This is a genomic window from Streptomyces sp. NBC_00080, assembly GCF_045041255.1.
Lineage (GTDB): Bacteria > Actinomycetota > Actinomycetes > Streptomycetales > Streptomycetaceae > Streptomyces > Streptomyces coriariae.
The window spans coordinates 1,054,275-1,081,206 of sequence record NZ_CP108235.1; the positions used below are offsets into that span (position 1 = coordinate 1,054,275).

At 70.7% G+C, this 26,932-nt stretch carries 21 protein-coding genes and 1 pseudogene; 7 read left to right on the top strand and 15 right to left on the bottom strand.

What is annotated here, in order from left to right:
- Positions 1 to 6: 6 nt before the first annotated feature.
- The 4 genes and pseudogenes from OHU34_RS04670 to OHU34_RS04685 form a co-directional block, all read right to left on the bottom strand.
- Positions 7 to 751, bottom strand: a pseudogene (locus tag OHU34_RS04670) (sulfite exporter TauE/SafE family protein).
- Positions 752 to 840: 89 nt separating this feature from the next.
- Positions 841 to 1,878: an SPFH domain-containing protein gene (locus OHU34_RS04675; RefSeq protein ID WP_142267576.1), complete on the bottom strand. Its 1,038-nt coding sequence runs from the start codon at positions 1,876 to 1,878 to the stop codon at positions 841 to 843.
- A gap of 4 nt (positions 1,879 to 1,882) precedes the next feature.
- Positions 1,883 to 2,314, bottom strand: coding sequence for an NfeD family protein (locus tag OHU34_RS04680; protein WP_142267575.1), 432 nt, complete (start codon positions 2,312 to 2,314; stop codon positions 1,883 to 1,885).
- Between the two features lie 192 nt (positions 2,315 to 2,506).
- Positions 2,507 to 3,115, bottom strand: coding sequence for a DM13 domain-containing protein (locus OHU34_RS04685; RefSeq protein WP_405764914.1), 609 nt, complete (start codon positions 3,113 to 3,115; stop codon positions 2,507 to 2,509).
- A 278-nt stretch (positions 3,116 to 3,393) separates the two neighbouring features.
- On the opposite strand from OHU34_RS04685, the gene OHU34_RS04690 reads away from it, so the two are divergent.
- The 6 genes from OHU34_RS04690 (at position 3,394) to OHU34_RS04715 (ending at position 12,160) form a co-directional block, all read left to right on the top strand.
- Positions 3,394 to 3,546 (top strand): hypothetical protein, encoded by a 153-nt coding sequence (locus OHU34_RS04690; RefSeq protein ID WP_160160026.1) that lies wholly within the window; start codon positions 3,394 to 3,396, stop codon positions 3,544 to 3,546.
- A 155-nt stretch (positions 3,547 to 3,701) separates the two neighbouring features.
- Entirely contained in the window at positions 3,702 to 4,718 is a 1,017-nt protein-coding gene (locus OHU34_RS04695; protein WP_054238786.1) for a DNA-directed RNA polymerase subunit alpha, read from the top strand.
- A gap of 989 nt (positions 4,719 to 5,707) precedes the next feature.
- On the top strand, positions 5,708 to 7,192 hold the full coding sequence (locus OHU34_RS04700) for an MFS transporter (RefSeq protein ID WP_405764916.1): 1,485 nt from the start codon (positions 5,708 to 5,710) through the stop codon (positions 7,190 to 7,192).
- On the top strand, positions 7,189 to 9,162 hold the full coding sequence (locus OHU34_RS04705; RefSeq protein ID WP_405764917.1) for an alpha/beta hydrolase family protein: 1,974 nt from the start codon (positions 7,189 to 7,191) through the stop codon (positions 9,160 to 9,162). The genes OHU34_RS04700 and OHU34_RS04705 overlap by 4 nt, the downstream gene beginning before the upstream one ends.
- 284 nt (positions 9,163 to 9,446) lie before the next feature.
- Positions 9,447 to 11,378, top strand: a complete 1,932-nt coding sequence (locus OHU34_RS04710; RefSeq protein WP_142267571.1) for a RiPP maturation radical SAM C-methyltransferase — start codon at positions 9,447 to 9,449, stop codon at positions 11,376 to 11,378.
- 95 nt (positions 11,379 to 11,473) lie between these two features.
- Entirely contained in the window at positions 11,474 to 12,160 is a 687-nt protein-coding gene (locus OHU34_RS04715) for a DUF5825 family protein (RefSeq protein ID WP_142267570.1), read from the top strand.
- An 85-nt stretch (positions 12,161 to 12,245) separates the two neighbouring features.
- Here the strand turns inward: OHU34_RS04715 and OHU34_RS04720 are convergent, their stop codons facing one another.
- The 5 genes from OHU34_RS04720 to OHU34_RS04740 all read right to left on the bottom strand — a co-directional run bounded on the left by OHU34_RS04720 (position 12,246) and on the right by OHU34_RS04740 (position 16,030).
- Complete coding sequence (locus OHU34_RS04720; protein WP_405764920.1) at positions 12,246 to 12,917, bottom strand: enoyl-CoA hydratase-related protein; 672 nt, start codon at positions 12,915 to 12,917, stop codon at positions 12,246 to 12,248.
- Between the two features lie 44 nt (positions 12,918 to 12,961).
- Positions 12,962 to 13,576 (bottom strand): TetR/AcrR family transcriptional regulator, encoded by a 615-nt coding sequence (locus OHU34_RS04725; RefSeq protein ID WP_230193590.1) that lies wholly within the window; start codon positions 13,574 to 13,576, stop codon positions 12,962 to 12,964.
- Between the two features lie 220 nt (positions 13,577 to 13,796).
- A complete protein-coding gene (locus tag OHU34_RS04730) occupies positions 13,797 to 14,888 on the bottom strand; it encodes an LLM class flavin-dependent oxidoreductase (protein ID WP_405764923.1) in 1,092 nt (363 codons plus the stop codon).
- Positions 14,888 to 15,421: an SRPBCC family protein gene (locus OHU34_RS04735; protein ID WP_142267567.1), complete on the bottom strand. Its 534-nt coding sequence runs from the start codon at positions 15,419 to 15,421 to the stop codon at positions 14,888 to 14,890. The genes OHU34_RS04730 and OHU34_RS04735 overlap by 1 nt, the downstream gene beginning before the upstream one ends.
- A 111-nt stretch (positions 15,422 to 15,532) precedes the next feature.
- The gene (locus OHU34_RS04740) at positions 15,533 to 16,030 is read right to left on the bottom strand and encodes a helix-turn-helix domain-containing protein (RefSeq protein ID WP_142267566.1); all 498 of its coding nucleotides are present in this window, start codon (positions 16,028 to 16,030) and stop codon (positions 15,533 to 15,535) included.
- A 201-nt stretch (positions 16,031 to 16,231) separates the two neighbouring features.
- On the opposite strand from OHU34_RS04740, the gene OHU34_RS04745 reads away from it, so the two are divergent.
- On the top strand, positions 16,232 to 17,266 hold the full coding sequence (locus tag OHU34_RS04745) for a LacI family DNA-binding transcriptional regulator (protein WP_230193616.1): 1,035 nt from the start codon (positions 16,232 to 16,234) through the stop codon (positions 17,264 to 17,266).
- Positions 17,267 to 17,330: 64 nt separating this feature from the next.
- Here OHU34_RS04745 and araB read toward each other — a convergent pair whose 3' ends face one another.
- The 6 genes from araB to OHU34_RS04775 all read right to left on the bottom strand — a co-directional run bounded on the left by araB (position 17,331) and on the right by OHU34_RS04775 (position 26,619).
- Positions 17,331 to 19,052, bottom strand: a complete 1,722-nt coding sequence (gene araB, locus OHU34_RS04750) for a ribulokinase (RefSeq protein ID WP_142267565.1) — start codon at positions 19,050 to 19,052, stop codon at positions 17,331 to 17,333.
- Between the two features lie 162 nt (positions 19,053 to 19,214).
- Positions 19,215 to 20,951 (bottom strand): RICIN domain-containing protein, encoded by a 1,737-nt coding sequence (locus OHU34_RS04755; RefSeq protein WP_405764927.1) that lies wholly within the window; start codon positions 20,949 to 20,951, stop codon positions 19,215 to 19,217.
- A 90-nt stretch (positions 20,952 to 21,041) separates the two neighbouring features.
- On the bottom strand, positions 21,042 to 23,225 hold the full coding sequence (locus OHU34_RS04760; protein ID WP_142267563.1) for a beta-galactosidase: 2,184 nt from the start codon (positions 23,223 to 23,225) through the stop codon (positions 21,042 to 21,044).
- Between the two features lie 50 nt (positions 23,226 to 23,275).
- A complete protein-coding gene (locus OHU34_RS04765; RefSeq protein WP_142267562.1) occupies positions 23,276 to 24,211 on the bottom strand; it encodes a carbohydrate ABC transporter permease in 936 nt (311 codons plus the stop codon).
- On the bottom strand, positions 24,208 to 25,152 hold the full coding sequence (locus OHU34_RS04770) for a carbohydrate ABC transporter permease (RefSeq protein WP_372481661.1): 945 nt from the start codon (positions 25,150 to 25,152) through the stop codon (positions 24,208 to 24,210). Before OHU34_RS04770 ends, OHU34_RS04765 begins: the two co-directional genes overlap by 4 nt.
- A 75-nt stretch (positions 25,153 to 25,227) precedes the next feature.
- Positions 25,228 to 26,619, bottom strand: coding sequence for an ABC transporter substrate-binding protein (locus OHU34_RS04775; RefSeq protein ID WP_405764930.1), 1,392 nt, complete (start codon positions 26,617 to 26,619; stop codon positions 25,228 to 25,230).
- Between the last annotated feature and the right edge of the window lie 313 nt (positions 26,620 to 26,932).

The window sequence follows — 26,932 nt, forward strand, 5'->3', positions numbered from 1 at the left end:
GGCGGCTCACAGCACCGCGTCGACCAGCATGGACGCGGCCACGGCCAGGAGCACCAGGGCGAAAGTCCGCCGCAGCGCGTGCTCGGAGACCTTCGCGGCCAGCCGTTTCCCGTCCCAAGCGCCGAGGATCGCGGCCCCGACGAACGGCCCGACGACCGCCCACTCCAGGCCGTCGACCGTGCCGGCGCGCGCTGTCAGCGCGGCCAGGGAGTTGACGGTGATGACCAGCAGGCCGGTGCCCACCGCGTCGCCCATCCGCATCCCGACCACGCTCACCGGTGCCGGTACGGCGAGGAAGCCCCCACCGACGCCGAGGACGCCGGTGACGGCGCCGAGCCCGGCCCCCGCAGCCGCGGCCCGGCCCGGCCCGGCCCGGACGCGACGTCACCGCGGCGTCCGGTGTCACGCGCGGCCGGAGCACAAGGAGTGCGGCTCCGCCCGCGACCAGGGCGAAGGCCGCCGTCAGCAGTGCCTCGGGGACACGGCCGGCGAGCGCGCCGCCCAGCATCGCGGGGCCGATCCCCGCCGCTGCGAACAGCAGCCCCGTCCGCCGGCGGACGTGCCCGTCCCGGGCATGCGCCGACAGGGCGGTGGCCGAGGTGACCGTGACGATGACCAGGCTCGCGGTCGTGGCCGGGGTTTCGGCAGCACCCCCGCGGTACTCGCCGCCGAATCGGGCCACGCCCCATGGGCTGACTGTCGGCAGCACCGGGACTCGGGCAGCTGGCCACCGGCACCGTTCGGAACTCACACCGCGCAGGCTTGGCGGGCAGTCATGGGCGGATCGTCAGGTGCTCGAACGATTGCCGATGTGCGCGTCGCGTGAGGCGCTGCCCGCCGTCAGTGAGGCGGGTGAGACGGGTGGGCATCGGGGTCGACGCCCTCGGCCTGAGCCGCGTCGGCGAGCGCCGCGGCGGCGGCCTGTTCGGCCTGAGCCTTGTCGTTGGCGGCCTGGGCGACCATGTCGTCCGCGGGCTTCTCGCGGGTGGCCGGCGACGGAGGCAGCACCTCGGTGAAGGCGCGGGACACACCCTGGAGTGCGGAGGTGATCTCGCTGGGGATCACCCAGAAATTGTTCCCCGAGCCCTGCGCGAGTTGCGGCAGCGTCTGAAGGTACTGGTAGGCCAGCAGCTTGGGGTCGGGGTCGTTGCGATGCACGGCCTGGAACACCTCGTCGATGGCCCGGGACTGGCCCTCGGCCTGGAGGATCGCGGCGGTACGGTTACCCTCCGCGCGCAGGACGGCCGCCTGTTTGTCGCCTTCGGCGGTGAGGATCTGTGACTGACGCTGCCCCTCGGCCCCGAGAATCGCAGCGCGCTTGTCCCGCTCGGCCCGCATCTGCTTCTGCATCGCGTCCTTGATGGACTGCGGAGGATCGATGGCCTTGATCTCCACCCGGTTGACCCTCAACCCCCACTTTCCGGTGGCCTCGTCCAACACGCCACGCAGCTGACTGTTGATGGTGTCCCGCGAGGTCAGCGTCTTTTCCAGGTCCATGGATCCCACGACGTTGCGCAAGGTGGTGACGGTGAGCTGCTCGACCGCCTGAAGGAAATTGGCGATCTCGTAGAAAGCCGCACGCGGGTCCGTGACCTGGAAATACAGAACGGTGTCGATCTCGACAACAAGATTGTCCTCGGTGATGACCGGTTGCGGTTTGAAGGAAACGACCTGCTCGCGCAGATCGATCACCGGGTGAACGCGGTCGATGTACGGGATCACGAGGCTGAGACCGGGATTCAGGGTCCGGTGGTAGCGGCCGAGCCGCTCGACGTTGCGAGCGCGTGCCTGGGGCACGATACGGACCGCCCGCACCACGGTGAAAACCACGATCAGCGCGACGAGCAGGCCGGCAATCAGGAACGCCGAGGTTTCCATGGCTTCAGTCCCGGGGGTAGACAATCGCGGTGGCGCCGCTGATCTCCATGACATCGACGGTCTTTCCAGGAGGAATCACCAGCGTCTCGTCATAGGCGCGGGCCGTCCACTCCTCACCGTCGATGCGGACCCTGCCGCCCAGGGCCGTCACCTCGGAGACGACATAGGCACCCTTGCCGATCAGCGCGTCCACGCCGAACCTCTCCGCTTGGGGCTGGAGGACGTGGCGCAGCGCAATGGGGCGCACGAACAGCACGGTGACCGTGGCGACGACGGTGAACACCAGGAATTGCCAGGGCAGTGGCAGCCCGAATGCGGCCGACCCCGCCGTGACCAGCGCGGCCACGCTCAGCATTCCGAGCGCAGCGGTCAGGGTGAAGATCTCCGCCGCAGCCAACACGGCTGCGATGATCAACCAGATCAGCCATGGATCCATTGCGTGCCTCTTCTGACCGGTGCGGGCGCGAAAGCGCCTGCCCCTATCCATTGGACCCCGCCGCGGACGGCCGCGATACCCCTGGGGAAAGGAAACCCCGTCCGGCTCCGGACGCACCGACCGCTCACGGGCCTTCGGTGCGCGGGCCTTACCCGCTTCCGCCTGCCGTCCGTGAGCGGCGAGCCACCGCCGTCAGACTCGGGTGAGCTCGGCGGCGCCGAACGACACGTCGAAACGGTCGCACCAGATGCTCACGCTGCCATAGTCCGACGGATTCACCTCGGTGGGCAGGTCGTAGTTCTGACTTCCTTTGTTGCCCTTCAGTTTGCCGAGGCTGACATGTTTCCCGTCGTCGAACACACGCCACCCGGCCCTCCCGTGCTTCACCGGCGCGTCGGTCAGCAGGACCCGCAGGTCCGGCCCGTTGCTGGTGTCGAGGTTCTCCAGCCGGACGACAAAGGAGCCGTCGGCCAGCCGTACGAGCTTCACCGTGCCCGATGTCGCGTGCTCGTGGCTGATCAGCTCACCACTGGCCAGCGTCTGCGGCCCGGTGGCCGGGGAGGACGGCGCGGAGGGCTCGCCCGAGGGCGCCGCGGCGGGCGGCGCGGAGGTCTCGCCCGAGGGCGCCGCGGCAGGCGGCGCGGAGGTCTCCGTGCCCCCTGGCAGGGCCTCCTGGACGGTCTGGTCCTGCCACAGCTTCCAGGGCTGGAACCAGTACAGCCCGAAGCCGACCCCACCGACCGCCGCCACCAGCACCGCGATGACCAACGGCCCGGTCAATGCCTTTCGCACGCGCCCCATCCCCCTCGTCCTCCCGAGACTTCTTTCCTGCCCTCCCATTCAACGGACACCGGCGGACATCCCGCACCCCGCAGCTGATGACGGAATCCTTACGTCGTGCCGTCGACCACAGGGTCGGGAACAGGAGGCGGCCGGTTCTGCTCAGCGGTGCTCGGGGTCGTCCGCACACCGTCCTCCGGGCCGCTCAAGAGGAGCCAGGGCCGCCGGCGCCCCGTGCCCCCGTCCACGGGCCGAAGGTCGGCAACGCGGGACGCGGTCGGAAGGCGAGCGGGTGTTCCGTGCCGGGACGCGTCGGCGCGCGGCCCCACGAGCAGTGGGCACCGCCCCTGCCGACGGTGCCGGCCAATGCCGTGATCACGGCATCAGCAGCCGTGGCCGCGCAGGTCCGCCTGACCGTCCTGCGTGCCCGCGAGCCGGACGCGGGCACATGAGAAAGGGGCGTGGGGGCGGCAGGCGGAAAGGAGCCTTGCCGGGGCAAAGTCGGGCGGGTCGGCCTCCGCGGCGGCTGTATCGCTCGTATCGCACGTACCCTTGATGCTGACCACGGTGTCCATGATGGGCGCCAAACCCTTGGAGGCAACACCACGTGCTGATCGCTCAGCGTCCGTCCCTGACCGAAGAGGTCGTCGACGAGTTCCGTTCCCGGTTCGTGATCGAGCCGCTGGAGCCGGGCTTCGGTTACACCCTCGGAAACTCCCTGCGCCGGACGCTTCTGTCCTCGATCCCGGGTGCGGCGGTCACGTCCATCCGTATCGACGGCGTGCTGCACGAGTTCACCACCGTGCCGGGCGTCAAGGAGGACGTCACCGACCTGATCCTCAACATCAAGCAGCTGGTCGTCTCCTCGGAGCACGACGAGCCGGTCGTGATGTACCTGCGCAAGCAGGGCCCGGGTCTGGTCACCGCCGCCGACATCGCGCCCCCGGCCGGTGTCGAGGTGCACAACCCCGACCTCGTCCTCGCCACGCTCAACGGCAAGGGCAAGCTGGAGATGGAGCTGACCGTCGAGCGCGGTCGCGGTTACGTCTCCGCGGTGCAGAACAAGCAGCTCGGTCAGGAGATCGGGCGCGTCCCGGTCGACTCGATCTACTCGCCGGTTCTCAAGGTCACGTACAAGGTCGAGGCCACGCGTGTCGAGCAGCGCACCGACTTCGACAAGCTGATCGTCGACGTCGAGACCAAGCAGGCGATGCGTCCCCGTGACGCCATGGCCTCCGCCGGTAAGACGCTGGTCGAGCTGTTCGGTCTCGCCCGCGAGCTGAACATCGACGCCGAGGGCATCGACATGGGCCCGTCCCCGGTGGACGCCGCTCTCGCCGCCGACCTGGTCATGCCGATCGAGGAGCTCGAGCTCACCGTCCGGTCGTACAACTGCCTCAAGCGTGAGGGCGTCCATTCCGTGGGTGAGCTCGTCGCCCGCTCCGAGGCCGACCTCCTGGACATCCGCAACTTCGGTGCGAAGTCCATCGACGAGGTCAAGGCGAAGCTGGCCGGCATGGGCCTGGGCCTCAAGGACAGCCCGCCCGGATTCGACCCGACCGCCGCCGCCATCGGTGCGGACGACGACGCCGACGCGGGATTCGTGGAGACCGAGCAGTACTGAACGCTGCGCCGCGCCGGTCATGGACACCCTTCACGGCCGGCGAAGGCAGTCGGCGACGCCACTGCGCAGCCGAGGCCCGCACCGTGGCCGGAGCACAAGCCACCGCCGACGCCGCAGCCGGCCGGTACGGGACGGGCAGCCTGTGACAGGGCAGCCCGGCGCCGCAGCGGCCGGTACGGGCCGGGCGGCCTGTGCCAGGGCAGGCTGCGGCGTCGGGAAGACGATCTCGGTTCTCCCTGCCCGCCTGGCTCTTTCCCGCTTGTCTCTCGCACGATTCCGGCCAATAACTTGAGCCCGTTGCCGTAGGTCCGGCGATATCCGGGGAGTTGGATTCCGGATACCGCACGGGCCCACGCACTTCCGTCGGGGTCTTCTCCTCGGGTGGGGTGCGCGGCGTAAGGCGCGTCGACGCCGGGAGTCGCGTTCGCCACCGGGAAGGCTGCCCATGCCGTCGGCGGCGGGCGTGGGGGGCGTGTCCGGCATTCATGGCGAGGCGTGGCGGCACGTGGTGTGGCCGAGGCCGGTCCACGGGGTCCCGTCCCGTTCCCCCCGCAGTTCAGATGCCGTTCCCCACACGGAGTGGCGAATTCCGGCTTATGTCCGGCGTGATCGACGACGATCCACAAGGGGCTCCCCCGCCCGGAAGATTCATTCGGCGCCGCGGATGCCAAAGCGAAGCGGGAATCCCGGGCGCCGTGCCGCCGCCGCCCGAATTCGCTACCCCGACGCGGTGATCGCGGACGTCGGGCGCGCCGAGAGACACTCGTCCCGATGCCGCCGGACGGGGCCCTGGCGCGCCCCACGCCGCTCGCGTGAAATCGAACCGGCCCTCGTTCGGGCGTCCTTGTCCTTCACATCGGCTCCTGGTTAAGCTCCCGAGCGTTTCAATTCCTGCACCTTTTCTGCACACCTTTGTCAACTGTGGCGCTATTTCGCATGCGATCTCGCATGTGACTTCGAGAGTGACGGCAGAACGGGGAGGGCTGCGCATGGGATCTTCCGTCCCCGAAACAGGGGCCTCGCGCGTCCGGGCCGTTTCGACTCCGGCGGACCTGATCAACGACACCGAGCCTGCCGAGGACACCGGACCCCCCACCCGCGACGTCCGGCTCTTCTGGTGCGCGAACGCCGCCGACTCCCTGGGCAGCCAGGCGTCCGGGGTCGTCCTGCCGCTGCTGCTCCTCGGGCTCGGCTACTCGCCGGCGGTGGTGGGGCTGGTCGCGGGGGTGTCAACGGCGACCGGGCTGATGCTCGGCCCGCTCGTCGCCGTACCCGCCGACCGTGGCGCGCGCAAGCGGGTGATGTTCTGGTCGGCGGTGGTCTCGGCGCTCGCGATGGGCTCCGTGGCCGTGGTCCTGGCCGTCGCGGAAGGACGGCCTTCACTGGTCCATCTGCTCGCCGCCGTACTTGTGGAACGTACCGCCACCGCCTGCTACGAGGCGGCGGCCCGCGGCACGGTAGCCCTGATCTCCACGCCCGGGAACCTCCCCCGCGTGGTGGCCGGGCTGGAGGCGGGTGACCGGGGCGCCCTGGTCGCGGGACCCGCTCTGGGCGGCATGCTGTACCAGGTCTCGCGCGCGCTGCCCTTCGTGTTGGACGCGGTCTCGTACGCCGTCACGGCCGCGTGCGTCCGGGCCATGCGCTCGCACCTGCGGGCCGACCGGACCGACAGCGCGGACGCGGTGGACATGACAAACCGGGCCGACGCGTCGGACCGGTCCGACGGCGCGTCGGAGTCGGCCGGGAGCGCGGCCCAGGACGCTTGCGTTCCGCGGCCCGTGCCACGACCCGTGCCTCGCTCCGCACCCGGCACATGGTCCGCTCTGGCCGCCGAGGCGAGCGCCGGAGTCCGGCTCGTCCGCACGACGCCCCTGCTGCGGCTGGTACTTGTATGGACCACCACCGTCAACGGCGTACTGGCCGCGCTGTACTACGACGCCGTCTTCACCTTGCAGGAGAGCGGCCACGGCGGCACGTCCATGGGGCTGGTCCTGGCGCTGTCCGGCGCCGCCGGACTCGCCGGTTCGCTCGCCGCGCCCCGGCTGGTGCGCGGACTGAGCCCCGTACGGGCGGTTGTGACGGTGTCCTGGCTCATGGTCCCGCTCGCCGCCGCGCTCGCGACGGCCGGGGGACCGTGGGCGTACGGGGCGCTGTTCGGCGGGTTGTGCCTGATCATGCCGCCGGCCACCGTGATCCTCCAGGCCCGGGCCATTCAGGGAACGCCGCCCGAACTCCAGGCCCGCGCCGGCTCCGTCCTCGCCACCGCCGCCGGCGGAGCCGCAGCCACGGCGCCCGCGCTCGCCGGGTTCCTGACGGCTCACGCGGGGGCCGCCGGGCCCGCGCTCGTCTCCGCCGGGGTACTGGTCCTGCTCGCTCTGCACACGACCCTCCGCGCGGGACGCACCCTGGCGTCGGGCGCACCGCCGAAGGGCACACCGGCGGAAGACGTTCGGGCGAGGGGGCGAGACGCATGACCGGATCCCGCTACCAGGTCTACCTCGCCGCCCTGCCCGAGGTCTGCGCCGCCGATCCGGCACTGATGGCGTTCACCGCGGACGCGAAAGGCCGGTGCGAGGTGTTCGCCTGGAACGCCGAAACCAGGCGCGCCCGCCAGGTCACCGACCGGCCGCGGGGCACCCTGCACGGAACGATCGACCGGGACGCGAACGTGTGGTGGTTCGACGAGGACGCGCACGGCGAGGGTCACTGGCGGTTCCAGCCCTTCCACGGCGGCCCCGACCTCCCCGGGCTGACCGGCGTGCCCCCGGGCACCCCGCGCGGCCTGGCCGTGAGTGACGACGGGATCGTCGCCATAGGTCTGGGGGACGGCCGGACGACCACCGTCCACCTGGGCCGGCGTGGCGCTTCGGCCCGCGAGGTGACGCGCGTCGAACGGCACGCCACGCTGTCCGGGATCACCGCCGCGGCCGGCCTGCTCGCGATCAGCGGACCCGCCGGCTCCGCGCACGCCGTGACCGTCCTGACCGCGGACGGCACACCGCGCGCGGTGCTCTCCGGCTCCGGGGAACACGGCAGACTCTGGTCGCTCGGCTTCGCGCCCACCGCCGAACGCGACGAACTGCTGCTGGTGCGCGAGGACGACGACCGCTATCTGCTGGCCAGTTGGCGCCCGGACACGGGGATCCGTACGTACGCGTGGTGCGCGTTCGACAGTGAGATCACCGCCCGCTGGTACCCGGACGAGAACGAGGGCCGTACCGTCCTGATCCGCGAGGACCGCCACGGCCGCAGCACCCTGCACCGGGCCCGCCTGGACTCCGGCACCCTCACGCGCGTGCCGACGCCGCCCGGCAGTCTGCTGGACGCCGCGCCGCGGGCCGGTGGCGATGTGCACTACCTGTGGACGGACACGGCGCATCCGCCGCGCATGTACTCCACGGCCGGTACCGCGCTGCCTGCCCTCGGCACCGTGCCGGGGCGCGTACCCGGCGACCACCGCGACCTGTGGACGCCGACCCCGGACGGCCCCGTGCACTCGTGGCTCAGCCTTCCCGAAGGCCACGGCCTGCCACAGGGTCCCGAAGGCCCGCAGGACGAAACCTCCGAGGGCCGGGCGACCAGGGAGCGGGGCGCGCCGCCGCCCGTCGTCTTCCTCGTACACGGCGGTCCCGCCGACCACGACCGTGATGCCTACGACGGTGTCGTGCACTCGCTCGTGGCCTCGGGCTTCGCCGTGGCACGCGTCAACTACCGGGGCTCCACCGGCTACGGCCCCCGCTGGCGCCGGGCCTTCGGCGCGGGCGTGGGGCTCACGCAGGTCGAGGACCTGGTGGCGGTGCGCGCCGATCTGATCGGGCGCGGGCTGGCACGGCCGGACGCCGTCGGGCTGTGGGGCACATCGTGGGGCGGCTACCTCACGCTGCTGGCCCTCGGCACCCGTCCCGGGCTGTGGCAGGCGGGCGTCGCCGTCAAGCCCGTCGCCGACGGCGTCGCCGCCTACCGCACCACCACGTCCGCGCTGCGCACCCTGGACGAGCGCCTGTACGGAGGCACTCCCGACGACGTGCCCGAGGCGTACGCCCGCAGCTCGCCGATCCAGTACGCCTCGCGCGTGCGGGCACCGCTGCTGGTCGTGGCCGCCACCCGGGACGCCAAGTGCCCGCCCGGCCAGGTGCGCGGCTACCTCGCCGCGCTGCGCGCCGCCGGAGCCCGCCACGAGTCGATGTGGCTCGACAGCGGGCACGACGGCTACGAGGGCGGCGACCACGTCGCCGTACTGCGCCGCGCCGTGGTCTTCCTCGACCGCGAGCTGCGCGGCACGCACGGCCCGCACCACGCCCCCAAGACGCCCCCCGCCATCCGGAGGGGGGATTCCGGCCGCGTCGGTACCGCGGCGGCGGCCGGGACGGACAGCGCCGAACACACCGAGAGGAGAACCGTCCATGCAGAAGGACATCATCCACAACGACCCGCTCGAGGGTGACGAGGAGAACCGGAAGCCGAGCGTCGGCGTCACGATCACCATCCCGTTCCGCAACGCGGAGGACGCGGAAGAGGACTGATCCTCGCCGGCCGGCCCGGCGGCAACCGATGCCGGGCCGGCCGGTCGGCCCGGCACCCAGGGGCGCGCGGCAGAGGGGTCGTCCGTCCCGACGGGGTCGGGTGCGTCCCCGCGACGACCCCGGTCGGTTGCCCGAAGTGCCCCGCCTCCCCTGTCTGCCGTCTTCCCCGTTCCCCGTCTCCCGGCCGTCCCACGAGGAGCTGACATTGCGCGTACTGCTGGTCAACATGCCCTGGTCTCCCATCGACCTTCCGTCTCTGGCCCTGGGAATCCTCAAGCGGAGTGTGGACGAGCACGTGCCGGACGGCAGTGCCGAAGTCCTGCACGCCAACCTCGAGTTCACCGACTGGATCACCCGGCGTATGGAGTTCACCGCCGAGGACTACGAGTACTACGCGCTGGCCTCCTACTTCATGGGCTGCGGCGACTGGGTCTTCTCCTCCGCGCTCTACGACGACCCCGACTGGCGGGACGACGAGTTCACCGCCGCGATGAAGGGGAAGCTCGGCGCGTCCCGGATGCGGATGACCCGCGAACTGCACCGGCTGGTACCGGAGTTCGTGGCGGACATCGCCCGGCGGATCGTCGACGCGGCACCCGATGTCGTGGGCTTCACCTCCACCTTCCAGCAGAACACCGCCGCGCTCGCGGCCGCCCGCCGGGTCAAGCAGCTCGCGCCGCACATCGTGACCGTCATCGGCGGCGCCAACTGCGACGGCGAGCAGGGCGCGACGGTCCACCGCAACTTCCCGTTCACGGACTACGTGATCCGGGGCGAGGGCGAAGCCGCGTTTCCGCAGCTCCTGTCCGCGCTCGGTGAGGAACACCCGGACCTCTCCACCGTAGCCGGGCTGTGCCATCGCGGTCCGGACGGTGCGAGCACCGCCAACTCGATGGCGACCAGCCCGCTGCCGCCCGCGACCATCCTGCCGCCCGACTACAGCGGCTACTTCGAACGCCTCGGCGCCTCCGTGGCCCGCAACTGGGTCGAGCCCAAGCTCGTCGTCGAGGGCGCCAGAGGCTGCTGGTGGGGTGAGAAGCACCACTGCACGTTCTGCGGACTCAACGGATCCTTCATGCAGTTCCGCAGCAAGAGCCCGGACACCTTCTACGACGAGATCATGGATCTCGCCCGCCGCCACCGTGTGCTGGACATGTACGTGGTCGACAACATCCTCGACATGGGCTACCTCTCCACCGTCCTGCCCCGGATCATCGAGAGCGGCTACGACCTGCGGCTGCACATCGAGATCAAGGCCAACATGCGCCGCGCCCACCTCCGTACGCTCTCCGACGCGGGCCTGATCTACGTGCAGCCGGGCATCGAGAGCCTGAACAGCCGCGTACTGGATCTGATGGACAAGGGCGTCAGCGGCTGCCAGAACGTACGCATGCTCCGCGACGGCGCCGAGACCGGCCTGTCGGTGTCCTGGAACTATCTGCACGGCTTCCCGGGAGAGAGCGCGGACGACTACGACCCGGTCATCGCTCAGATACCTGCGCTGGAACACCTCAACCCGCCGGTCGACCTCTCGGCCCGTATCGCCATCGAACGGTTCAGCCCCTACTTCAACCGGCCCGAGCTGGGCTTCTCCGGCTTGCGCCCGGAGGCGCACTACCGCTTCACCTACGACCTGCCGGAGGAGGAGCTCTACGGACTCGCCTACGTCTTCGAGGCGCCGGAGCGGGGCATCGGCAAGCCCACCGTCACCGCGCTCAACGCCGCGCTCGGCGCCTGGCGCAAGCACCACGCCGACGCGCGTCTCACGCAGGCCGACCTGGGGGACCGCATCGTCCTGGTCAGCAGGCGCCGGGCCTTCGAGTGGCGGGCGATGGAGCTGACCGACCCGTACGAGATCGCCGCGTTCCGGCTGCTGGACCAGCCGCACACGCCGTCGGCCCTCACCCGCAAGGCCGCGGGCCGGGTGCCGGGCGGGGCGCTCCAGGAGGACGAGGTGCAGAAGTTGCTCGACCGCTGGGTGGGGCTCGGGCTGGTCTTCACCGACAACGGGCAGTACGTGCACATCGCACCCTCGGCGGTGAACGAGGACCTGCTGCGGCTGGACTTCATGCGGCACCGGCACGCGGCGCCCGTACCGGCCACCACGCCGGCCGAGCCGCACATGAGCGGAGTCTGACCTGTCTTTTCTCTTCCCTCCCTCTTTCCTCAGCCCTCGCCCGAGCGCCGTCCCACCGCCGTCCGACCGTGCAGGCGCACCAGGAGGTCAGTCCGATGAGTCGCAGCTCCACCCTCACCCCGTCCGCCGCCGTCTGGCGTGACTACGACCCCGTCGCCTGCGCGCTGCCGGGGATGTTCCTCGGCGACATCGCGCTCACCGGTCCCGTCGCCGAGGAGTGCGACCGGCTGTGGAAACTGGGCGCGCGCCGCGTCCGGCTGTCCGACGTCGTGGATCTCGCGGACACGGGAACGCCGGACGCGGCGGCCCGTGCGGTACGGACCCTCAGTATGGTCAGGGACCTCACCGCACGCGCGGTGCTCGTCGAGTGGGACCTGCGGCCGGATCCGGACGGGGGCACGACGGCCACCGAGGACGTCAGCCGCCTCCTGAGCCACCTCCAGCCACCGCAGCGGATCGAGGGGGTGGACCCGGCAAGGGCGGAGGACGCGCTGCGGACCTGGCGCAACGGGCATTACCTGGGCAAGTGCCTCTGGCGGCGGGGGCCGGGCTTCGTCCAGATCCGCGACCGCCGCTGGGGAGATCTCCGGCGTTTCACGGTGGACGAGCCGCACTACCAGGAAGCGATAGAACGCCTGGCATACGGTGCTCCCGCGTCGGCGGTGCCGTCGGACGCGCTCGCCGACCTCCGCGAGGAGCGACTCGTGCTGGCGGTCGGCGGCGTGGAGTGGTGGCTGCCGTACCGCGTCAACCGCTGGATACAGGAGGCGATGACGATCTGAGGCGGGGGTGTTCCCGCGCGACCCTCGCCCCGGGGTGAGCCGGGACGCGGGGTGACGATCGGTGGGGTGCGGGTGAGGGTGCCGGTCAGCCGAGCGGGTCGGTTGTTTCGCGCAGGGTGGCCAGGGCAGGGGCGTACATCCGGGCCTTGATGGTGCCGAGGGTGTCGCCGGCCTTGGTCACCTGCGTCCGGGCGATCTCGATGGCGGTGGAGCGCACGGCGTCCTCGGTGACCGCCTGGTCGACGATGCCGGCCGCTGCGGCATCGTCGCCGCCGTAGCGGCGGGCGGTGAGCATGGCCTCGTGCGCGGTCTGCGGCGCCAGCCGGGACTGGATCAGGGCGGCCATGCCGGGGGTGAAGGGGATGTTGATGTCCGCTTCGGGCAGGCACCAGTATCCGCGGTCGGCGCGCATCACACGGAAGTCGTGGGCGAGGGAGAACATCGCGCCGGCGGCGAAGGTGTGCCCCTGCAGCGCGGCCACCGTGACGACGGGCAGCGACAGCAGCCGCGCGAACAGCTCGTGGACGGAGACGACGTAGTCCTGATGCTGGTCGGCGTGGGCGAACAGCCAGTCCAGGTCGAGCCCGTTGGAGTAGAACTTGCCGGTGGCGGCGGTGACCAGGGCCCGGGGGCCTTCCGCCTTCTCCACCTCGTCGAGCGCGGCACCGACGGCGGTGAGCCAGTCGGGGTGGAAGCGGTTCTCCCCGTCCCCGAGGTCGAGGACGAAGACGATGTCGTGACGGTCGAGCGAGGGCATGGCGACTCCTTCGAACTGAACTGACTGGAGCGTGTGGTTGCGGGCTACGGCCGGGGCTGCCCGGGTTCGGCGCCGGGGCGGTCGCGCAAGGTGTGCAGGAGCAGGTCGTGGATCTCGGCGGCGGCCGCCTCGATCGGGGCGGTGCTGCGCTCGGCCCGGCACATGATCACCGCGCCTTCGACGGCGGCGATGACGAAGGCGCCCAGCCGACGGCTGCGTTCCTCGGGCAGGCCGTGGCGGACGAACAGGGCCGCGAGAGCCTCCTGCCAGCGGCCGAAGACGGCGGCTGCCGAGACGACGAGCTGGGGTGCGTCGTCGTTGGTCTCGACGGCCACCGCCACGATCGGGCAGCCGGCCCGAAAGCCGCTCTCCACGAGCCGGTCGCGCCACAGTGCGAAGAACGCGTCGACGGCCTCCACCGGATCATCCGCCTGCATGGCGGCGTCGATCATTCCCGCGATGAAGTCCCCCGCCAGTGCCACCGCCTCGTCGATGAGCTGAGTCCGCCCGCCGGGAAAGTGGTGATACACCGAGCCTCGGGGAGCTCCGCTGTGGGCGAGCACACGGTCGATGCTGGTCGCGCTTGCCCCGTACTCACGCAGCAGCGCAGCAGCACTGAGGATCATCCGGTCACGGCTGTCGCTCTTGCGCGGACTCACTTGCCTCACCCCTCCCGGCGACGAGATGGCCCGCCGAACGAGCTACCTGTCGGTAACTTATGGGGTATGGCATAGAACATGCAAGAGGACAGGAGACGGAGCTGTCGGCGGCCCGCATCCGCTCGCCCCGTGGGCCGGGGATCAGGGGCAGGCGCCGGCGGTCGGCGACTCAACGGGGGTCGGCGACTCAGCAGTGACCCGCACGCCACCCCCACCCACCTCAGTCGCCCTCCCTCGACCGCCCAGGCCCGCGTCGGCCTGCCGCCTCCTGCTCCAGGTCGCGGACCAGCTCGATGGCCCGGCCCAGGGTGGCGAGTCGGGCGTCGAGCGTCTCGCCGGCCGGATAGAAGCGAACGGTGTCGACACCGGCGGCGCGCCATACGCGCAGCCGCTCGCGCACCATGTCCTCGGTTCCGATGAGCGTGGTCGCCAGCACCATCTCGTCGGTGACCAGGCCGGCGGCGCCGTCCCGGTCGCCGGCCTGCCAGCGGGTCCGGACCTCGGCCGCCACCTCGGCCCATCCCTGGCGGCTGTAGGCGTTGTTGTAGAAGTTCGTGGTCGAGGAGCCCATGCCGCCGAGACTGAAGGCCAGTTCCTTCTTGCGTCCGGACACCATCGCGCGCAACGCGTCCTCGTCCTCGGCGAAGGCGACCTCGGCGCCCTGGCAGATGTCGAGGTCGGAGCGGGTGCGCCCGGCGGCGGCCAGACCCTGGTCCAGATGGTCGAAGTACGCCTCTTTGGCGCCCTCGGGCACGAAACTGGTGCCCAGCCAGCCGTCGGCGACCTCACCGGTCAGGTGCAGCATCTTCGGTGAGAGGGTCGCAAGGTAGACGGGGATGTCGTACTCGGCGCGCATCGACAGCCGCATGGGTTTCGTGTCGCCGGGCAGCGGGATCCGGAACTCCCGGCCGGAGTAGGAGACCTTCTCGCCCGACACGGCTCGGCGCACGATCTCGACGGTCTCGCGCATCCGTGACAGAGGTCGGGCGAAGGGCACGCCGTGCAGCCCTTCGATCACCTGCGGTCCGGAGGGACCCAGTCCGAGGAGGAAGCGCCCTCGGGAGATCTGCGACAGCGTGATCGCGGCGCGGGCGATGGCCATCGGCGTCCGGGTGCCGAGCTGGATGATTCCCGATCCGAGCAGCATGCGCTCGGTCTTCGCGGCGAGGTAGCCCAACGGGGAGGGCGCCTCCGAGCCCCAGGCCTCCGCCACCCAACAGATGTCCAGACCGAGCTTCTCGGCCTCGGTGACGTAGTCGACGATCTCGCGCCAGTCGGCACCGGAGGCCTCGATCGTGGTGGAGGTGCGCATCAGAGGCCCGCCTCGCCCGAGGTCCGGGCGCTCTCGGCCAGCTTCTTGATCTCTTCCAGGGTGACGGTCATGTTGGCCTCGAACTCCCGCATACGCACGAAGACGATCTTCTGCTCCTTCTCCGGCATGCGATCGATGGCGAAGGACAGGCCCGAGCGGCCCGGCCCCATCTGCATCCATTGCGTCAGCAGAGTGCCGCCGTCCCGCGGCTCCAGGGTGAACCGCCAGACGGCGGTGGGGTGTTCTGGATCCTCGACCGCCCACGCGAGCACTCTCGACGGCTCGTACTCGACGATGTGGGAGGTGGTCGCCCACTCCCCCAGTGCCTCGTGCTTGCTCCGGCCGATGAACCGGGCCCCCGGCGCGGGACCGCTGCGGCCGTCCAGCCATTCCACCGACCGCAGCTCCGCGCTGAAACGCGGCATCAGCTCGATGTCGGACACCAGCGTCCATACCCGTGTCGGCGAAGCGGCGATCCAGGTGTGCACCTCGACCGTCGGCCTGTCCGCGTAGCGCGCGCCAGTCCACTCCATGATCCTGCGGCCTCCCTGCCCGTCCGAGAACCTCTTACCAGGTCTGACCAGTAAAGTTGCGTAGATAGACTCACTTGTCAAGGGCGGACGCGCGCCCTCCGGGACGCTGGGTCAGTCCGCGAAACGCTCGCGTACATCCGGCCGCTCGGCCAGATGCGGTGGATAACCGGGGCCCATCAGGGGGCGGGTGTTGTCGGCGGTCATCGGCTCGCCGCAGGCGGCACACACCACCTCGGCATGGGTCTCCTGCCCGCACACCTCGTGCCGCATGGCCACCGGCGGACCCGCTTCACCGGCCAGCCAGCGGTCTCCCCACCGGTTCATCACCAGCAGCACACCGTAGAAGTCGCGCCCCTTCTCGGTCAGCACGTAGTCGTACCGCAGCGGCTCCGTCTGGTACGGCCGCTTCTCCAACAGCCCTTCCTCCACCAGTCGGCGGAGCCGGTCCGTCAGCGTGTTGCGGGCGATCCCCAGCGACTCCTGGAACGCGTCGAACCGCCGGATCCCGTAGAACGCCTCACGGAGCACCAACGGCGTCCACCAGTCCCCGAGCAGGTCCATGGTCCGCGCGATCGAGCAGGGCCACTGCGCAAAGGATGTCCGCCTCATGACAGCCAGCATAGGTTCGTCCGGTCGTGAGACCCAGCAGGTCCAGCGAACGACCGGGTGCGGGGACGCTCTGACCGCGCAGGCGTGAGGACGCGGGTGGTCAGGGGGTCTCTGACATCATGGGCCCCGGATGCGTGACCACCGGGAGGCGCCATGGCGCGGGAAACAGGACGAGGCGGGACTTCCGCCGCGCCGCGCAGCATGGACGTGGCCCGGCTGGCAGGCGTCTCGCAGAAGACGGTGTCGAGGGTCTTCAACAACGAGGCCTACGTCTCCGCGGAGGTACGCGGACGCGTGCTCGCAGCCGCCGCGGAACTCGGCTACCGGCGCAACAACGCGGCTCGCGCCCTGGCCTCGGGCCGGACACGTTCCATCGGCGTGGTGACGCTGGGTACCGCCCTGTACGGACCCGCGTCGTTGCTGATGGGCGTCGAGCGAGCCGTCCGGGACACGGGATACGCGCTCCGTGTGGTCAACACCGTGGAAGGCGACCCGACGGGCATCGCCGGAGCCGTGGACTCGCTCCTGGACCAGGGCGTGGACGGCATCGTCATCTCCGAGCCGATCGACGAGAGCGGGAACGGGGACGCGGACGGGTCGGAGGTCTCCGTCCAGGTCGACGTGCCGGTCCTCGTCTGCGGCGCGCCACCGCCGTTCGCCGCGCCCAAGGTGCTGGCTGCCGGGGTCGGCGCCGACCGGTTGGCGCGCACGGTCACGGAGCACCTGCTCGGCCTGGGACATCTCACCGTCCATCATCTCGCCGGTCCACAGCGGTGGTACGCCGCCCGGGACCGGCTCGCCGGATGGCGGGCGGCGCTGGCGGCCCAGGACCGGCGCGAGCCGCCACCGGCCGAGGGCGACTGGTCGGCCGCCTCCGGCTACGCCGCGGGCCGTGAACTGGCCCGTGACCCCGACGTGACGGCGGTCTTCGCAGCCAACGACGACATGGCCATCGGCCTGATCCGCGCGCTGACGGAGGCCGGCCGACGCGTTCCGGACGACGTGAGCGTCGTGGGTTTCGACGACATCCCGGTCGCCGCCTATGTAACCCCTCCCCTGACGACGGTGCGCCAGCCGTTCGACGCGGTGGCCCAGGACGGCATCAAACGTCTCGTGCACGCCATCGAGAACCCGCGAGCCGACCCCTTGGCGGCGAGTGAACCACCGGTCGACCTCATCGTCCGCGCCTCGACCGCGCCTCCGCCTGCGGGCCGTGGCACGTTCGCCCACCACTGAGGGGCGTCGGCCGGCCCGGGCGGCAAGGGTCGGAGCCGGCCCGCGCAGGTGAGGGCCGGTGTCGTCATGACGGGGTTCCTTCCGTGCTCGGCCGCGTGTGCCGCGCTCCGGCGGACGCTTCCGCGCGGAGGCGGCGCAGCCGGTGCATGACCTCGTTGGCGCCCCGGCCGAAGTAGTCGTGCAGGAGCCGGTATTCGGCGTACAGGCGGTCGTAGGCCGCGGCGCGTTCGGGGTCCGGCAGGTAGGCCTCGCGGTGGACCGTGCCCATGGCGTGGGCCGCGGCCCGGATGTCGGGGTGGGCTCCGGCGGCGACCGCGGCATGCATCGCCGCGCCGAGTGCGGGGCCCTGGGCGGCGCCGATGACGCCGAGCGGGCGGCGGGTGACGTCGGCGTAGATCTGCATCAGCAGCGGGTTCTTGGTCAGGCCTCCGGCGATGACGAGTTCCGCCACCGGCACGTCGGATGCCTCGAAGGCCTCGATGATGGTACGGGTGCCGAAGGCCGTGGCCTCCAGCAGCGCGCGGTAGATGTCCTCGGGCCGGGTGGAGAGGGTCAGTCCGACCAGCACGCCGCTGAGGTCGTGATCGACCAGGACGGAGCGGTTGCCGCTGTGCCAGTCCAGGGCGACGAGGCCGTGCTCGCCGACCTGCTGAACGGCGGCGAGGGCGGTGAGGTGTTCGTGCGGGTCGCGGCCCAGGGCCGCGGCCTCTTCGGCGTACGACGCGGGAAGGCCGCTGCGCACGAACCAGGCGAAGATGTCGCCGACGCCGCTCTGTCCGGCCTCGTATCCCCACAGGCCCGGCAGGATGCCGCCGTCCACGACCCCGCACATGCCGGGTACCGTGGCCTGCCGGTCGGAGCTCATCACGTGGCAGGTCGAGGTGCCCATGATGACGACCATCTGTCCCGGATCCACGGCTCCCGCCGCGGGCGCCGTCACATGGGCGTCGACATGGCCCACGCACACGGTGATGCCCTCGGGCAGCCCCGTCCAGGCCGCCGCCTCGGCCGTCAACGTCCCGGCCGGTGAGCCCAGTTCGCCGATCGGCTGGTCCAGCTTGTCGGTCACGAAGCCGGCGAAGTCCGGGTTGAGCGCCGCGAGGTAGTCGCGGGAAGGGTAGGCGCCGTCCTGGAACTGGCCCTTGTAGCCGGCGCTGCAGGCGTTGCGGACGTAGGTGCCGCACAGCCTCCAGACGATCCAGTCCGCGGCCTCCACCCACCGCTCGGTCCGGCGGTAGACCTCCGGATCCTCCTCCAGCACCTGGAGCGCCTTGGCGAACTCCCACTCCGAGGAGATCTTGCCGCCGTACCGGGCCGGCCACTTCTCCTTCCGCTCGGCGGCGAGTGTGTTGATGCGGTCGGCGTGGCTCTGTGCGGCGTGGTGGCGCCACAGCTTCGGGTAGGCGTGCGGGCGGCTGACGAGGTCGGGGAGTTCGCACAGGGGTGTGGCGTCGGCGAGGACCGGCAGGAACGTGCAGGCGGTGAAGTCCGTGCCGACAGCGGTCACCTGCTCCGGTCGCACTCCGGCACGGGACAGCGCCTGCGGTACGGCGTGGCGCAGGACGTCGATGTAGTCCGACGGAACCTGCAGGGCCCAGTCCGGCGGCAGCGTCGTGCCGTCGGGGAGCTGCCGGTCCAGGACCGCGTGGGCGTAGGGATGCTCCGCGGTCCCCAGCTCCGCTCCGTCCCGGACGCGGACCACCACGGCCCGCCCGGACAAGGTGCCGAAGTCGACTCCGACGACACAGGATTCGAGGTGTGCACGGTCATCTCGCTCGGTGTTCACAACCAGCCATCCTGGTTGATGAGGAGATCGGGCGGGCGGACCGTGCGGACCTGGCGTTCGAGGTGTCGGCCGATGTGTCGGCCGATGTGTCGGCCGATGTCCGGTCGTACCAAGAAAGGCGCGGGGTCCGGCAACGCGTGCCGGACCCCGGATTCCAGGTGTCTACCGGACGAGTTCCCAGTCCTGTGAACCGTCCGTGACCGCGGTCTGCAGGGTCAGCTGCGCTCCGGCGGTCGCACCGGTCAGATACAGACCGGTGTTCTTGACGGACTGGAGCTTGTAGAACCCGTCGGCTGTCTTGACGAGGTTCCAGCTGCCCGTGTCGCTGTTGTCGACCCACTGGCCGATCTTCTGGCCGGCCGTGGCGTTGCCGGTCCAGATGGCCGCCGCGCGGCCGCCCGACTTGTTCAGCAGGCTCACGCCCCCGTTCGGCTCGGTCGTCAGATGCCAGTACTGAGTGTCCGCGTTGCCCGCCGAGCCCGGGACCTCGAGCCGGACGTCGGGCACGTCCGCGTTGCCGATGTCCGCGTCGTTGGACTTGTTCCCGGTGCCGATCACCTGGTCGGTCCTTCGGTTCACCAGTTGGTGGTAGGGGCCGTCCGAGTGACCGAGGTCGACTTCGGCGTAGGCGATCGTGGAGGTGCCCTGGTTGTTGAGGATCGCGATGCGGCCGGTGCCGTCGACGTACTGGAGGTTGCGGCTGTAGCCGGCCGGTGAGGTCGTCCGGTACTCCTTCCACGTGCTGTCGCTGCGTCCGCTGTCGTTGACCCAGACGTTGCCGCTGCCGGCCGCGTTGTAGACCAGGCGCCCGCCGGGAAGCCGGATGAGGACCGGGCTGCCGCCGGCCGCCAGGGTGTGGGAGCCTGCGTCGAGCGGCAGCGCGTTGACGCCCGTGCCGGTGGCGGATCCGGTGTAGAACTTCAGCGGGTCGTCGGCGAGCACGTACCTGGTGTTGGCTCCTCCGCCCCAGTACTCGAAGGTCAGCAGCCATTTGCCGTCGGTCGTGCGGACGACGTTCGCCATCCCCGGCCGCCCGCCGCCGATCTCCGTCTTGCCGCCGCCCATGTTCTGGGTCAGTCCCGCGACGTCGACCACGGGCGCGCTCCACGCCGGGCTGCGACCGTCCCAGGTCTTGTGCGCGAGGATCTGGCCCTGCGAGTCCGTGGCGGTGTCGTTGGCGGTGTCGAGGGTCGGGACACCCGTGGTCGCGTTGAAGCCGGTGTAGTCGTTCTCGTCGGAGTAGTAGCAGACGAGCCGACCCTTGTAGACCATCAGGTAAGGCTCCCAGATGGGGTCCACCTGGTGGTCGGTGTTCGCGTCGGCGATGTTCTGGCCGACCGCGCCGGCGCTGCCGCCCTGCCAGCCACCGGTCGCGACGACGTTCTCGACCTTCCACGTCGCGCCTTCGTCGGTGCTGGAGTACAGGGCGATCGCCAGATTCTCGCGGTCGCCGTCGTTGGTCGGCGTCCAGCTCGGGTCGGCCGCCTTGTGCTCCTTGTAGTAGTGGTCGTCGCCCGACACGACGCTCGCGAGCAGCAGCGTGCCCTGCTTCAGGTTCCCGACGTCCTGCGGAAGGACGTACAGGTAGGGGTTGGTCCAGTTGCTGGTGTACTTCGCGTACCGGGGGTCGCTGGAGAGATACGCCGGAGCCTTGACCTCCGACAGGGGCTGCCACGTCGTTCCGCGGTCGTCGCTCTTGTAGACCGGAAGGGTCTGCCTGTCGGCGCTCCCCGTCGCCGTGACGACCGTGGACTTCTCGAACGACGCGAGAAGACGTCCGCTCGGCAGCTCGGCGGACTTCGGGTAGACCGCGCAGTTGGCCCGGCCCTTCAGACACGGCTCGCTGCCGAGCTGGTACATGATCCCGCCCGTCGGGTCGTACGCCTGCGCGGTGACCATGGGTATCGCGAGGATCGCGGATGTGGCGGTGAAGACACCGAAAGCTCGTCCAAGCCTTCTTCGTGGCACTGGCCCTCCTCAGGGGATGGATCAGGAACGGTGGGCTGCTGCGGGGGCCGGCGCGTTGTCGGCGTCGGTGGAGACGAGCACGCGTACGTCCCAGGGGCCGAGGTCCAGCGCCGAGCCCGAGAGGACCGGAGTGCCCGTCAGGGCATCGGAGAGGTCCGCCGGGGCGGGGACGCTCACGGGCTCCCAGCTCCAGTTGTGGACGATGTGCACACGGCGCCCGTCGGTCGACGTGCCCGTGGTCGCGGTGACGCGGGCGGGCAGGTCGCGCCACCCGCTGCCGGCGGCCGGGGCCAGCCACTCGGCCAGCGTCCGGGCGAGGTCGCGGCCCGGCACGGTGCCGACGCAGGTGACGCGTCCCCCGCCGTGGCGCCGTGTGGTGACGGCGGGCCAGCGGCCGTGGTGCGGGTGCTCGTACTGGGCGAGGACGTCGGCGTCGACGACCGTGAGGCCCTCGATCCACCGCGTCGCCGTGGCGTTCTCGGGGACGTCGAGCGGCCCACCGGGCACGGCGCGGACCGCGATGTCACGCGTGAGGTTGCTGAACTCCTCGTACCGGACGCCGGCGGCAGGGACGAGACGTCCGGGTGTCGGCTCGTGGCGGGCCCGGGCCTCGTGGTCGGCGTACGCGGTACGCGGGCCGAGGACCAGGTGGCCGCCTGCCCGGGCGTAGGCCTCCAGCCAGTCGAGCGTGCCGTCGTCGACGACGTACAGGGCGGGGGCGACGAGGACGGGGTGGCGCTGTACCGCCTCCTCGGGCGTCATTCCCCTCTGCTCGCCGCGTGGGTCGTGCAGTTGGCGGGCGTGGACGATGCGCACCTGACGGCCGGCGTCGAACGCGCCGCGGTAGAAGGGGTCGAAGAACCGGTGGTAGGCGGTGGCGTCCGGTTCACCCTCGGCGGTCGCGAGCGGCGGGTACTTCTGCATCAGCCACTTGCTCGGCACCGAGTAGACCATCGTGATGTCGGCGTCCGGCTCAAGGCCGGCGACGAGCGGGCCCGCCGTCTCGAACTCCGCGCCGAGACGGGCGATTTCGGCATACGTACGGCCGGGCCGCCCGCTGTGCGGGAGGACGCCGCCCCAGTAGGTCTCCGCGCCGAAGCGCAGGGTCTGCCACTGCCAGTACTCGATCATGCGGGCGCCGCGGCCGACGAGGGCCCAGGCGGCCTGGCGCCACTGGCCGTCGTAGCCGGGCCGGTTGTCCCACGGAAAACCGATGCTCTGGGCGTTGGTCTCGGTGACCAGGAACGGCTCCTGGCGGGAGGAGAACATCCAGTCGGCGGTCTGGTACATCGACCAGACGCCGGTGCTCTTCCACTTCTGCTCGTGGTCGTCGGGCGTGGGGTCGGGCAGGAGCAGGCCGTCCTGCATGTCGTAGTACGGGTTGCCGGAGGCGATGTCGAGGCGGTCCGTCAGCTCGTCGTCCTCCACCCCTTGGCGGGTGTAGGAGATGCAGGTGGTGACGAAGTGCTCGGGGTGGGCGTACTCGCGGACGATGTCGGCCTGCCAACCGATGAACTCGGTGACCTGCCGGGCCTGGAACTCCCGCCAGGCGACGTCGTACTGGGGCTGTTCGTTGCCGTCCGGCGTCCACAGGTCGGCCCAGGTCGACAGCCGGTGCGACCAGTAGACCAGGCCCCATTCGCGGTTCAGGGTCTCGACGTCCCCGTACTTCTCCCGCAGGTGGTCCACGAAGCGCTGGAAGACACCGCGGTTGTGGAAGAGGTGCAGGCCCGGCTCGTTGTCCACCTGCCAGCCGATCACCGCCGGGTGGTCGGCGTACCGGGCAACCACTTTGCGGATCACCCGCTCGGCGTGGAACCGGAAGGCGGGGTGGGTGAAGTCGGCCTCCTGCCGGGCGCCCCAGCCGATGCGCTCACCGGTGCGCCGCTCGCCGGTGATCTCCGGGTACTGGCGGGCGAGCCACGGCGGTGCGGCGTACGTCGGGGTGCCGATGATGACGGAGATGCCACGCTCGTGGGCGCCGTCGAGGACGGGCTGCAGCCAGTCGAGGTCGAACCGGCCGTTCTCCGGTTCCCAGGTCGACCAGACCGACTCGCCCACCCGGATGACGGTGAAGTGCGCCTCGGCCATCAGGTCCAGGTCGCTCTTGAGCCGTTCGTCGGGCTGCACATGGGGGTCGTAGGCGGGCGTGTACTCGTGGTAGTAAGCGGCGCCGAAGAGGACGCGGGCAGGCAGAGCCGCCATGAAGGGGAACCTCCGAGGAAACGGGAGTGGAACGAGGACGGGGCGGGCGGCTACTGCTTGACGCCGCCGGCGGCCAGGCCGCTCTGCCAGTACCGCTGGAGCATCAGGAACGCCACGACGAGCGGGATGATCGAGATCAGGGAGCCGGTCACGACCAGCGCGAGCATGTCGCTGCTGGAGCCCGCTCCGCCGTTCTGCGCCTGGGCGGCCCAGGAGGAGAGCCCGACCGTGATCGGGTACAGGTCCGGGTCGTTGAGCATGATCAGCGGTAGGAAGTAGTTGTTCCAGGTCGCCACCAGCGTGAACAGCAGGACCGTCACCAGGCCCGGGCCGAGCAGCCGGAGAACGATCCGGAAGAAGATCCGCGGCTCGCCGGCCCCGTCGATGCGGGCGGCCTCCAGGATGCTGTCGGGCACGGCGTCCTCGGCGTAGACCCGCATCAGATAGAGACCGAACGGGTTGACGAGGGAGGGCAGGATGACCGCCCAGGGGGTGTTGACCAGGCCCGCCTTCGCGAAGAGCAGGTAGGTGGGGATCGCCAGCGCGGTGGCCGGGACCATGACGGCGCCCACGACGAGGTTGAAGGCGGCTCGGTCGCCGCGGAAGCGGAACTTGGCGAACCCGTACCCGCCCGCCGCCGCGAGCAGGGCGGCTCCGAAGGCGCTGACACCCGCGTACACGGCCGTGTTGAGCAGCCAGCGCGCGAAGACCCCGTTGTCCTGGGCGAAGGTCTCCCGCACGTTCGTCAGCAGCTGCGGGGCGTGCGAGAACCACAGGCCGAAGCTGTTGAACAGGTCCTGGGTGCTCTTGGTCGAGGCGATCAGCAGCCACAGCAGCGGCAGGAGGAAGTAGGCGAGGGCGGCCAGCATCGCGATGGTCAGCGGGGTGCTGCGGCGGGCCGACGGGGAGCGGCGCCGCTTCGCGGGTGTCGCGGCAGCCGGGTCCGCCGACGATGCGGCGGCCGCCGTCGGAGCGGTGGTCGTCACGAGGTCCTCCTGCGGTTCGCGGTGAGCAGGACGGCGTACGAGACGATCACGATGACGAGGCCGAGCAGGAAGGACACCGTGGCCGCGTAGTTGACCTGCTGGCCGGTGAAGGCGAGCGTGTAGGCGTAGAGATTGGCGGTGTAGGAGCTGCTGATCACGTCCGGGGCGACCTTCATCAGCAGGTTCGGCTCGTTGAACAGCTGGAAGCTGCCGATCACCGAGAACAGCAGGGTGAGCATCAACGCCGACCTGAGGGCGGGCAGTTTGATGGACCGGGCGATCCGCCAGGCGCCGGCCCCGTCCACGGCCGCCGCCTCGTACAGCTCGGTGGGAACAGTGCGCAGGGCTGCGTACAGGATGATCATGTTGTAGCCGACGAACTCCCAGGTCACGATGTTCGCCAGGCTGCCGAGCATCCAGCCGTCGCTGAGGAAGTCCGGAGCGGGCAGGCCGAGTTCGCGGCTGAGCTGGGCGAAGGGCCCGAAGTCCGGCCCGTAGAGATAGCCCCACATGAGTGCGGCGACCACGCTCGGGACGGCGTACGGGACGAAGATGCCCAGCCGGATCACCCGGGACAGCCGCAACAGACCGCTGTCGAGGGCCAGCGCGAACGCCAACGCCAACGCCAACATCACGGGGACCTGGATCACGAAGAACAACGCGACGCGCCCGACCCCGTGGATGAGCTGGGGGTCCTCCAGGGCCCGGACGTAGTTGTCGAGTCCGACGAACGCCGTTCCGCCGACCAGGCGTTCCTGGAAGAGGCTCAGGTAGGCGGCGTAGCCGAGCGGCGCGAGGAAGAGCAGGAGGAACAGGGCCATGAAGGGAGCGACGAACAGTGGCCCTGCCGACCGGCGGCGGAGCATGCCGCCGCCCCGGGGGCGGGTGGGCCCGTCTCGGCGCCGACCCTTGGGGGAGGCCGCGGGCGTGGCAGTCATCATCGAACCTTTCCGAGGGAGGGGACGGCGTGTGCGGGTGGGCCCCGTGCGGGCCCGACGCGCGGGCCCGACGTGCCGTCAGGACGTGTGGACCGTGAAGCCCTGGGTCTTGGCGTACGTGGTGAGCCGCGACTGCCAGGTGCCGAGCGCGCGCACGGTGTCGGTCTTGTCGGCGAGGGACTTGCCGACGGTCTCCGTCCAGTCCGTCGCCGCCTGGTCGAGGAACGGCGGCCACTGGAACGTCGTGTTGACCGTGGTGCCGATGTCGGCGAAGACCTGGTTGACCTTCTGGCCGCCGTAGAACGGGGACTCCTGGCCGACGAAGGACCCGTCCGCGAGCAGCGCCTTGGTCGCGGGGAAGAAGAACTGTTCGGTGGCGAACATCTTGGTGCTGGCCACGTCGGTGTTGAGGAACTGCGCGAACACCGCCGCCGCGATCGGGTTCTTGGTCGCCCGGATGACCGCGGTCGTCGAACCGCCCCAGTTGCCCGAGCTGGGCTTGGCGGCGTCCCACTGCGGCAGCGGGGCCGCCCGCCACTTGCCGGCGGTGGACTTGGCCGACCCGGAGAGGAAGACCGGCCCCCAGGCGGCGGTGAGCCAGGTGGCGTACTTGCCCTTGTTGAGCCCGGCGTACCAGGAGTCGGTGAAGTCCGGCTCGACCCCGATGACGCCCTCCTTCGCGAGGGTCCCCCAGTACGCGCCGAGCATCTTGGAGACGTCGTCGTCGACGCTGACGGTGATGTCGCTCCTGCCGGACATCACGTACGGCTTCGCGTTCGCCTGCCAGAGCAGTCCGTGCCAGGCCGCCGCCTGGTTCGCGGCGAGGTTGGTCAGGTAGACGTCCGGGTCGGCCTTGTGCAGCTTGCGGGCCGCCGCGGCGAACTCGTCCCAGGTACCCGGCACTTCGATGCCGTGCCGGTCGAAGATGTCCTGCCGGTACAGCATGCCCATCGGGCCGGTGTCCTGGGGGATCGCCCAGACCTCGCCCTTGCTGCCGCTGACCTGGCTCCAGGTCCAGTCGACGAACCGGTCCTTCAGCGCGGACGCCCCGTACGGTCGCAGGTCCAGCAGGCTGTTGGTGATCGTGAAGGTGGGGATGGCCTGGTACTCGATCTGCACCATGTCCGGTGCGCCGCTGCCTGCCTTCAGAGCCGTACGGAGCTTCGTGTACTGGGGGGTTCCCTGGCCGGCGTTGACCACCTTGATCTTGACGGCCGGGTACTTCGCCTCGAAGAGCGCGACCTCCTTGTCGATGTTCGGGACCCAGGTCCAGAACGTCAGCTCGGTCGGCGTCTTCATCGCCTTGTCGATGTCGGCCTGGCCGACCGGCTCGGCGGAGGTGCCGCCGCTCGTGTCGTCTCCGCCGCCGCAGGCGGACAGCGCGGTCGCCAGCGTCAGGGCCCCGGTCGCGGCGAGGAAGCCACGACGGTTGAGGTGGGCCGAGGAGGGGGCTGTGAAAAATCTGGACATGGTGGACTCCGCAGGGGTGCCTAGGGGATCCGCGCGCTGGGCGGCGGCGTGCTGAAGGGATGCCATGAGGTGGGGTCGGGCGTGAGGGGCGGGGCCCGGCGGGGCGAGTGCGTTGCTCACGGAACCGGGGCCGAGTACGTCACGCTCCCCGGCCGGAGGGGCCCGGTGGTTGTGAGGGCGTGAGACGGGGGCGGAGGCCTGGGCGGTGATCGGCTCATGAGGGGCGCCCGGGCCGCGGCGCTGGGGAGGGAGTGCGTGGTGCGACGACCAGGTAAGGACAGTCGGCTCGCGCACTGACAGGCGGGTGTCGAAG

What these genes read in the sequence shown, in the direction of transcription:
- OHU34_RS04685 (WP_405764914.1), bottom strand. Translation starts at nt 3,115, where the DNA reads ATGGGGCGCGTGCGAAAGGCATTGACCGGGCCGTTGGTCATCGCGGTG.
- OHU34_RS04745 (WP_230193616.1), top strand. Translation starts at nt 16,232, where the DNA reads ATGGACGTGGCCCGGCTGGCAGGCGTCTCGCAGAAGACGGTGTCGAGG.
- OHU34_RS04705 (WP_405764917.1), top strand. Translation starts at nt 7,189, where the DNA reads ATGACCGGATCCCGCTACCAGGTCTACCTCGCCGCCCTGCCCGAGGTC.
- OHU34_RS04730 (WP_405764923.1), bottom strand. Translation starts at nt 14,888, where the DNA reads ATGCGCACCTCCACCACGATCGAGGCCTCCGGTGCCGACTGGCGCGAG.
- OHU34_RS04735 (WP_142267567.1), bottom strand. Translation starts at nt 15,421, where the DNA reads ATGGAGTGGACTGGCGCGCGCTACGCGGACAGGCCGACGGTCGAGGTG.
- OHU34_RS04715 (WP_142267570.1), top strand. Translation starts at nt 11,474, where the DNA reads ATGAGTCGCAGCTCCACCCTCACCCCGTCCGCCGCCGTCTGGCGTGAC.
- OHU34_RS04680 (WP_142267575.1), bottom strand. Translation starts at nt 2,314, where the DNA reads ATGGATCCATGGCTGATCTGGTTGATCATCGCAGCCGTGTTGGCTGCG.
- OHU34_RS04775 (WP_405764930.1), bottom strand. Translation starts at nt 26,619, where the DNA reads ATGTCCAGATTTTTCACAGCCCCCTCCTCGGCCCACCTCAACCGTCGT.
- OHU34_RS04760 (WP_142267563.1), bottom strand. Translation starts at nt 23,225, where the DNA reads ATGGCGGCTCTGCCTGCCCGCGTCCTCTTCGGCGCCGCTTACTACCAC.
- OHU34_RS04770 (WP_372481661.1), bottom strand. Translation starts at nt 25,152, where the DNA reads ATGATGACTGCCACGCCCGCGGCCTCCCCCAAGGGTCGGCGCCGAGAC.
- OHU34_RS04675 (WP_142267576.1), bottom strand. Translation starts at nt 1,878, where the DNA reads ATGGAAACCTCGGCGTTCCTGATTGCCGGCCTGCTCGTCGCGCTGATC.
- OHU34_RS04755 (WP_405764927.1), bottom strand. Translation starts at nt 20,951, where the DNA reads ATGGTCACCGCGCAGGCGTACGACCCGACGGGCGGGATCATGTACCAG.
- OHU34_RS04720 (WP_405764920.1), bottom strand. Translation starts at nt 12,917, where the DNA reads ATGCCCTCGCTCGACCGTCACGACATCGTCTTCGTCCTCGACCTCGGG.
- OHU34_RS04740 (WP_142267566.1), bottom strand. Translation starts at nt 16,030, where the DNA reads ATGAGGCGGACATCCTTTGCGCAGTGGCCCTGCTCGATCGCGCGGACC.
- OHU34_RS04700 (WP_405764916.1), top strand. Translation starts at nt 5,708, where the DNA reads ATGGGATCTTCCGTCCCCGAAACAGGGGCCTCGCGCGTCCGGGCCGTT.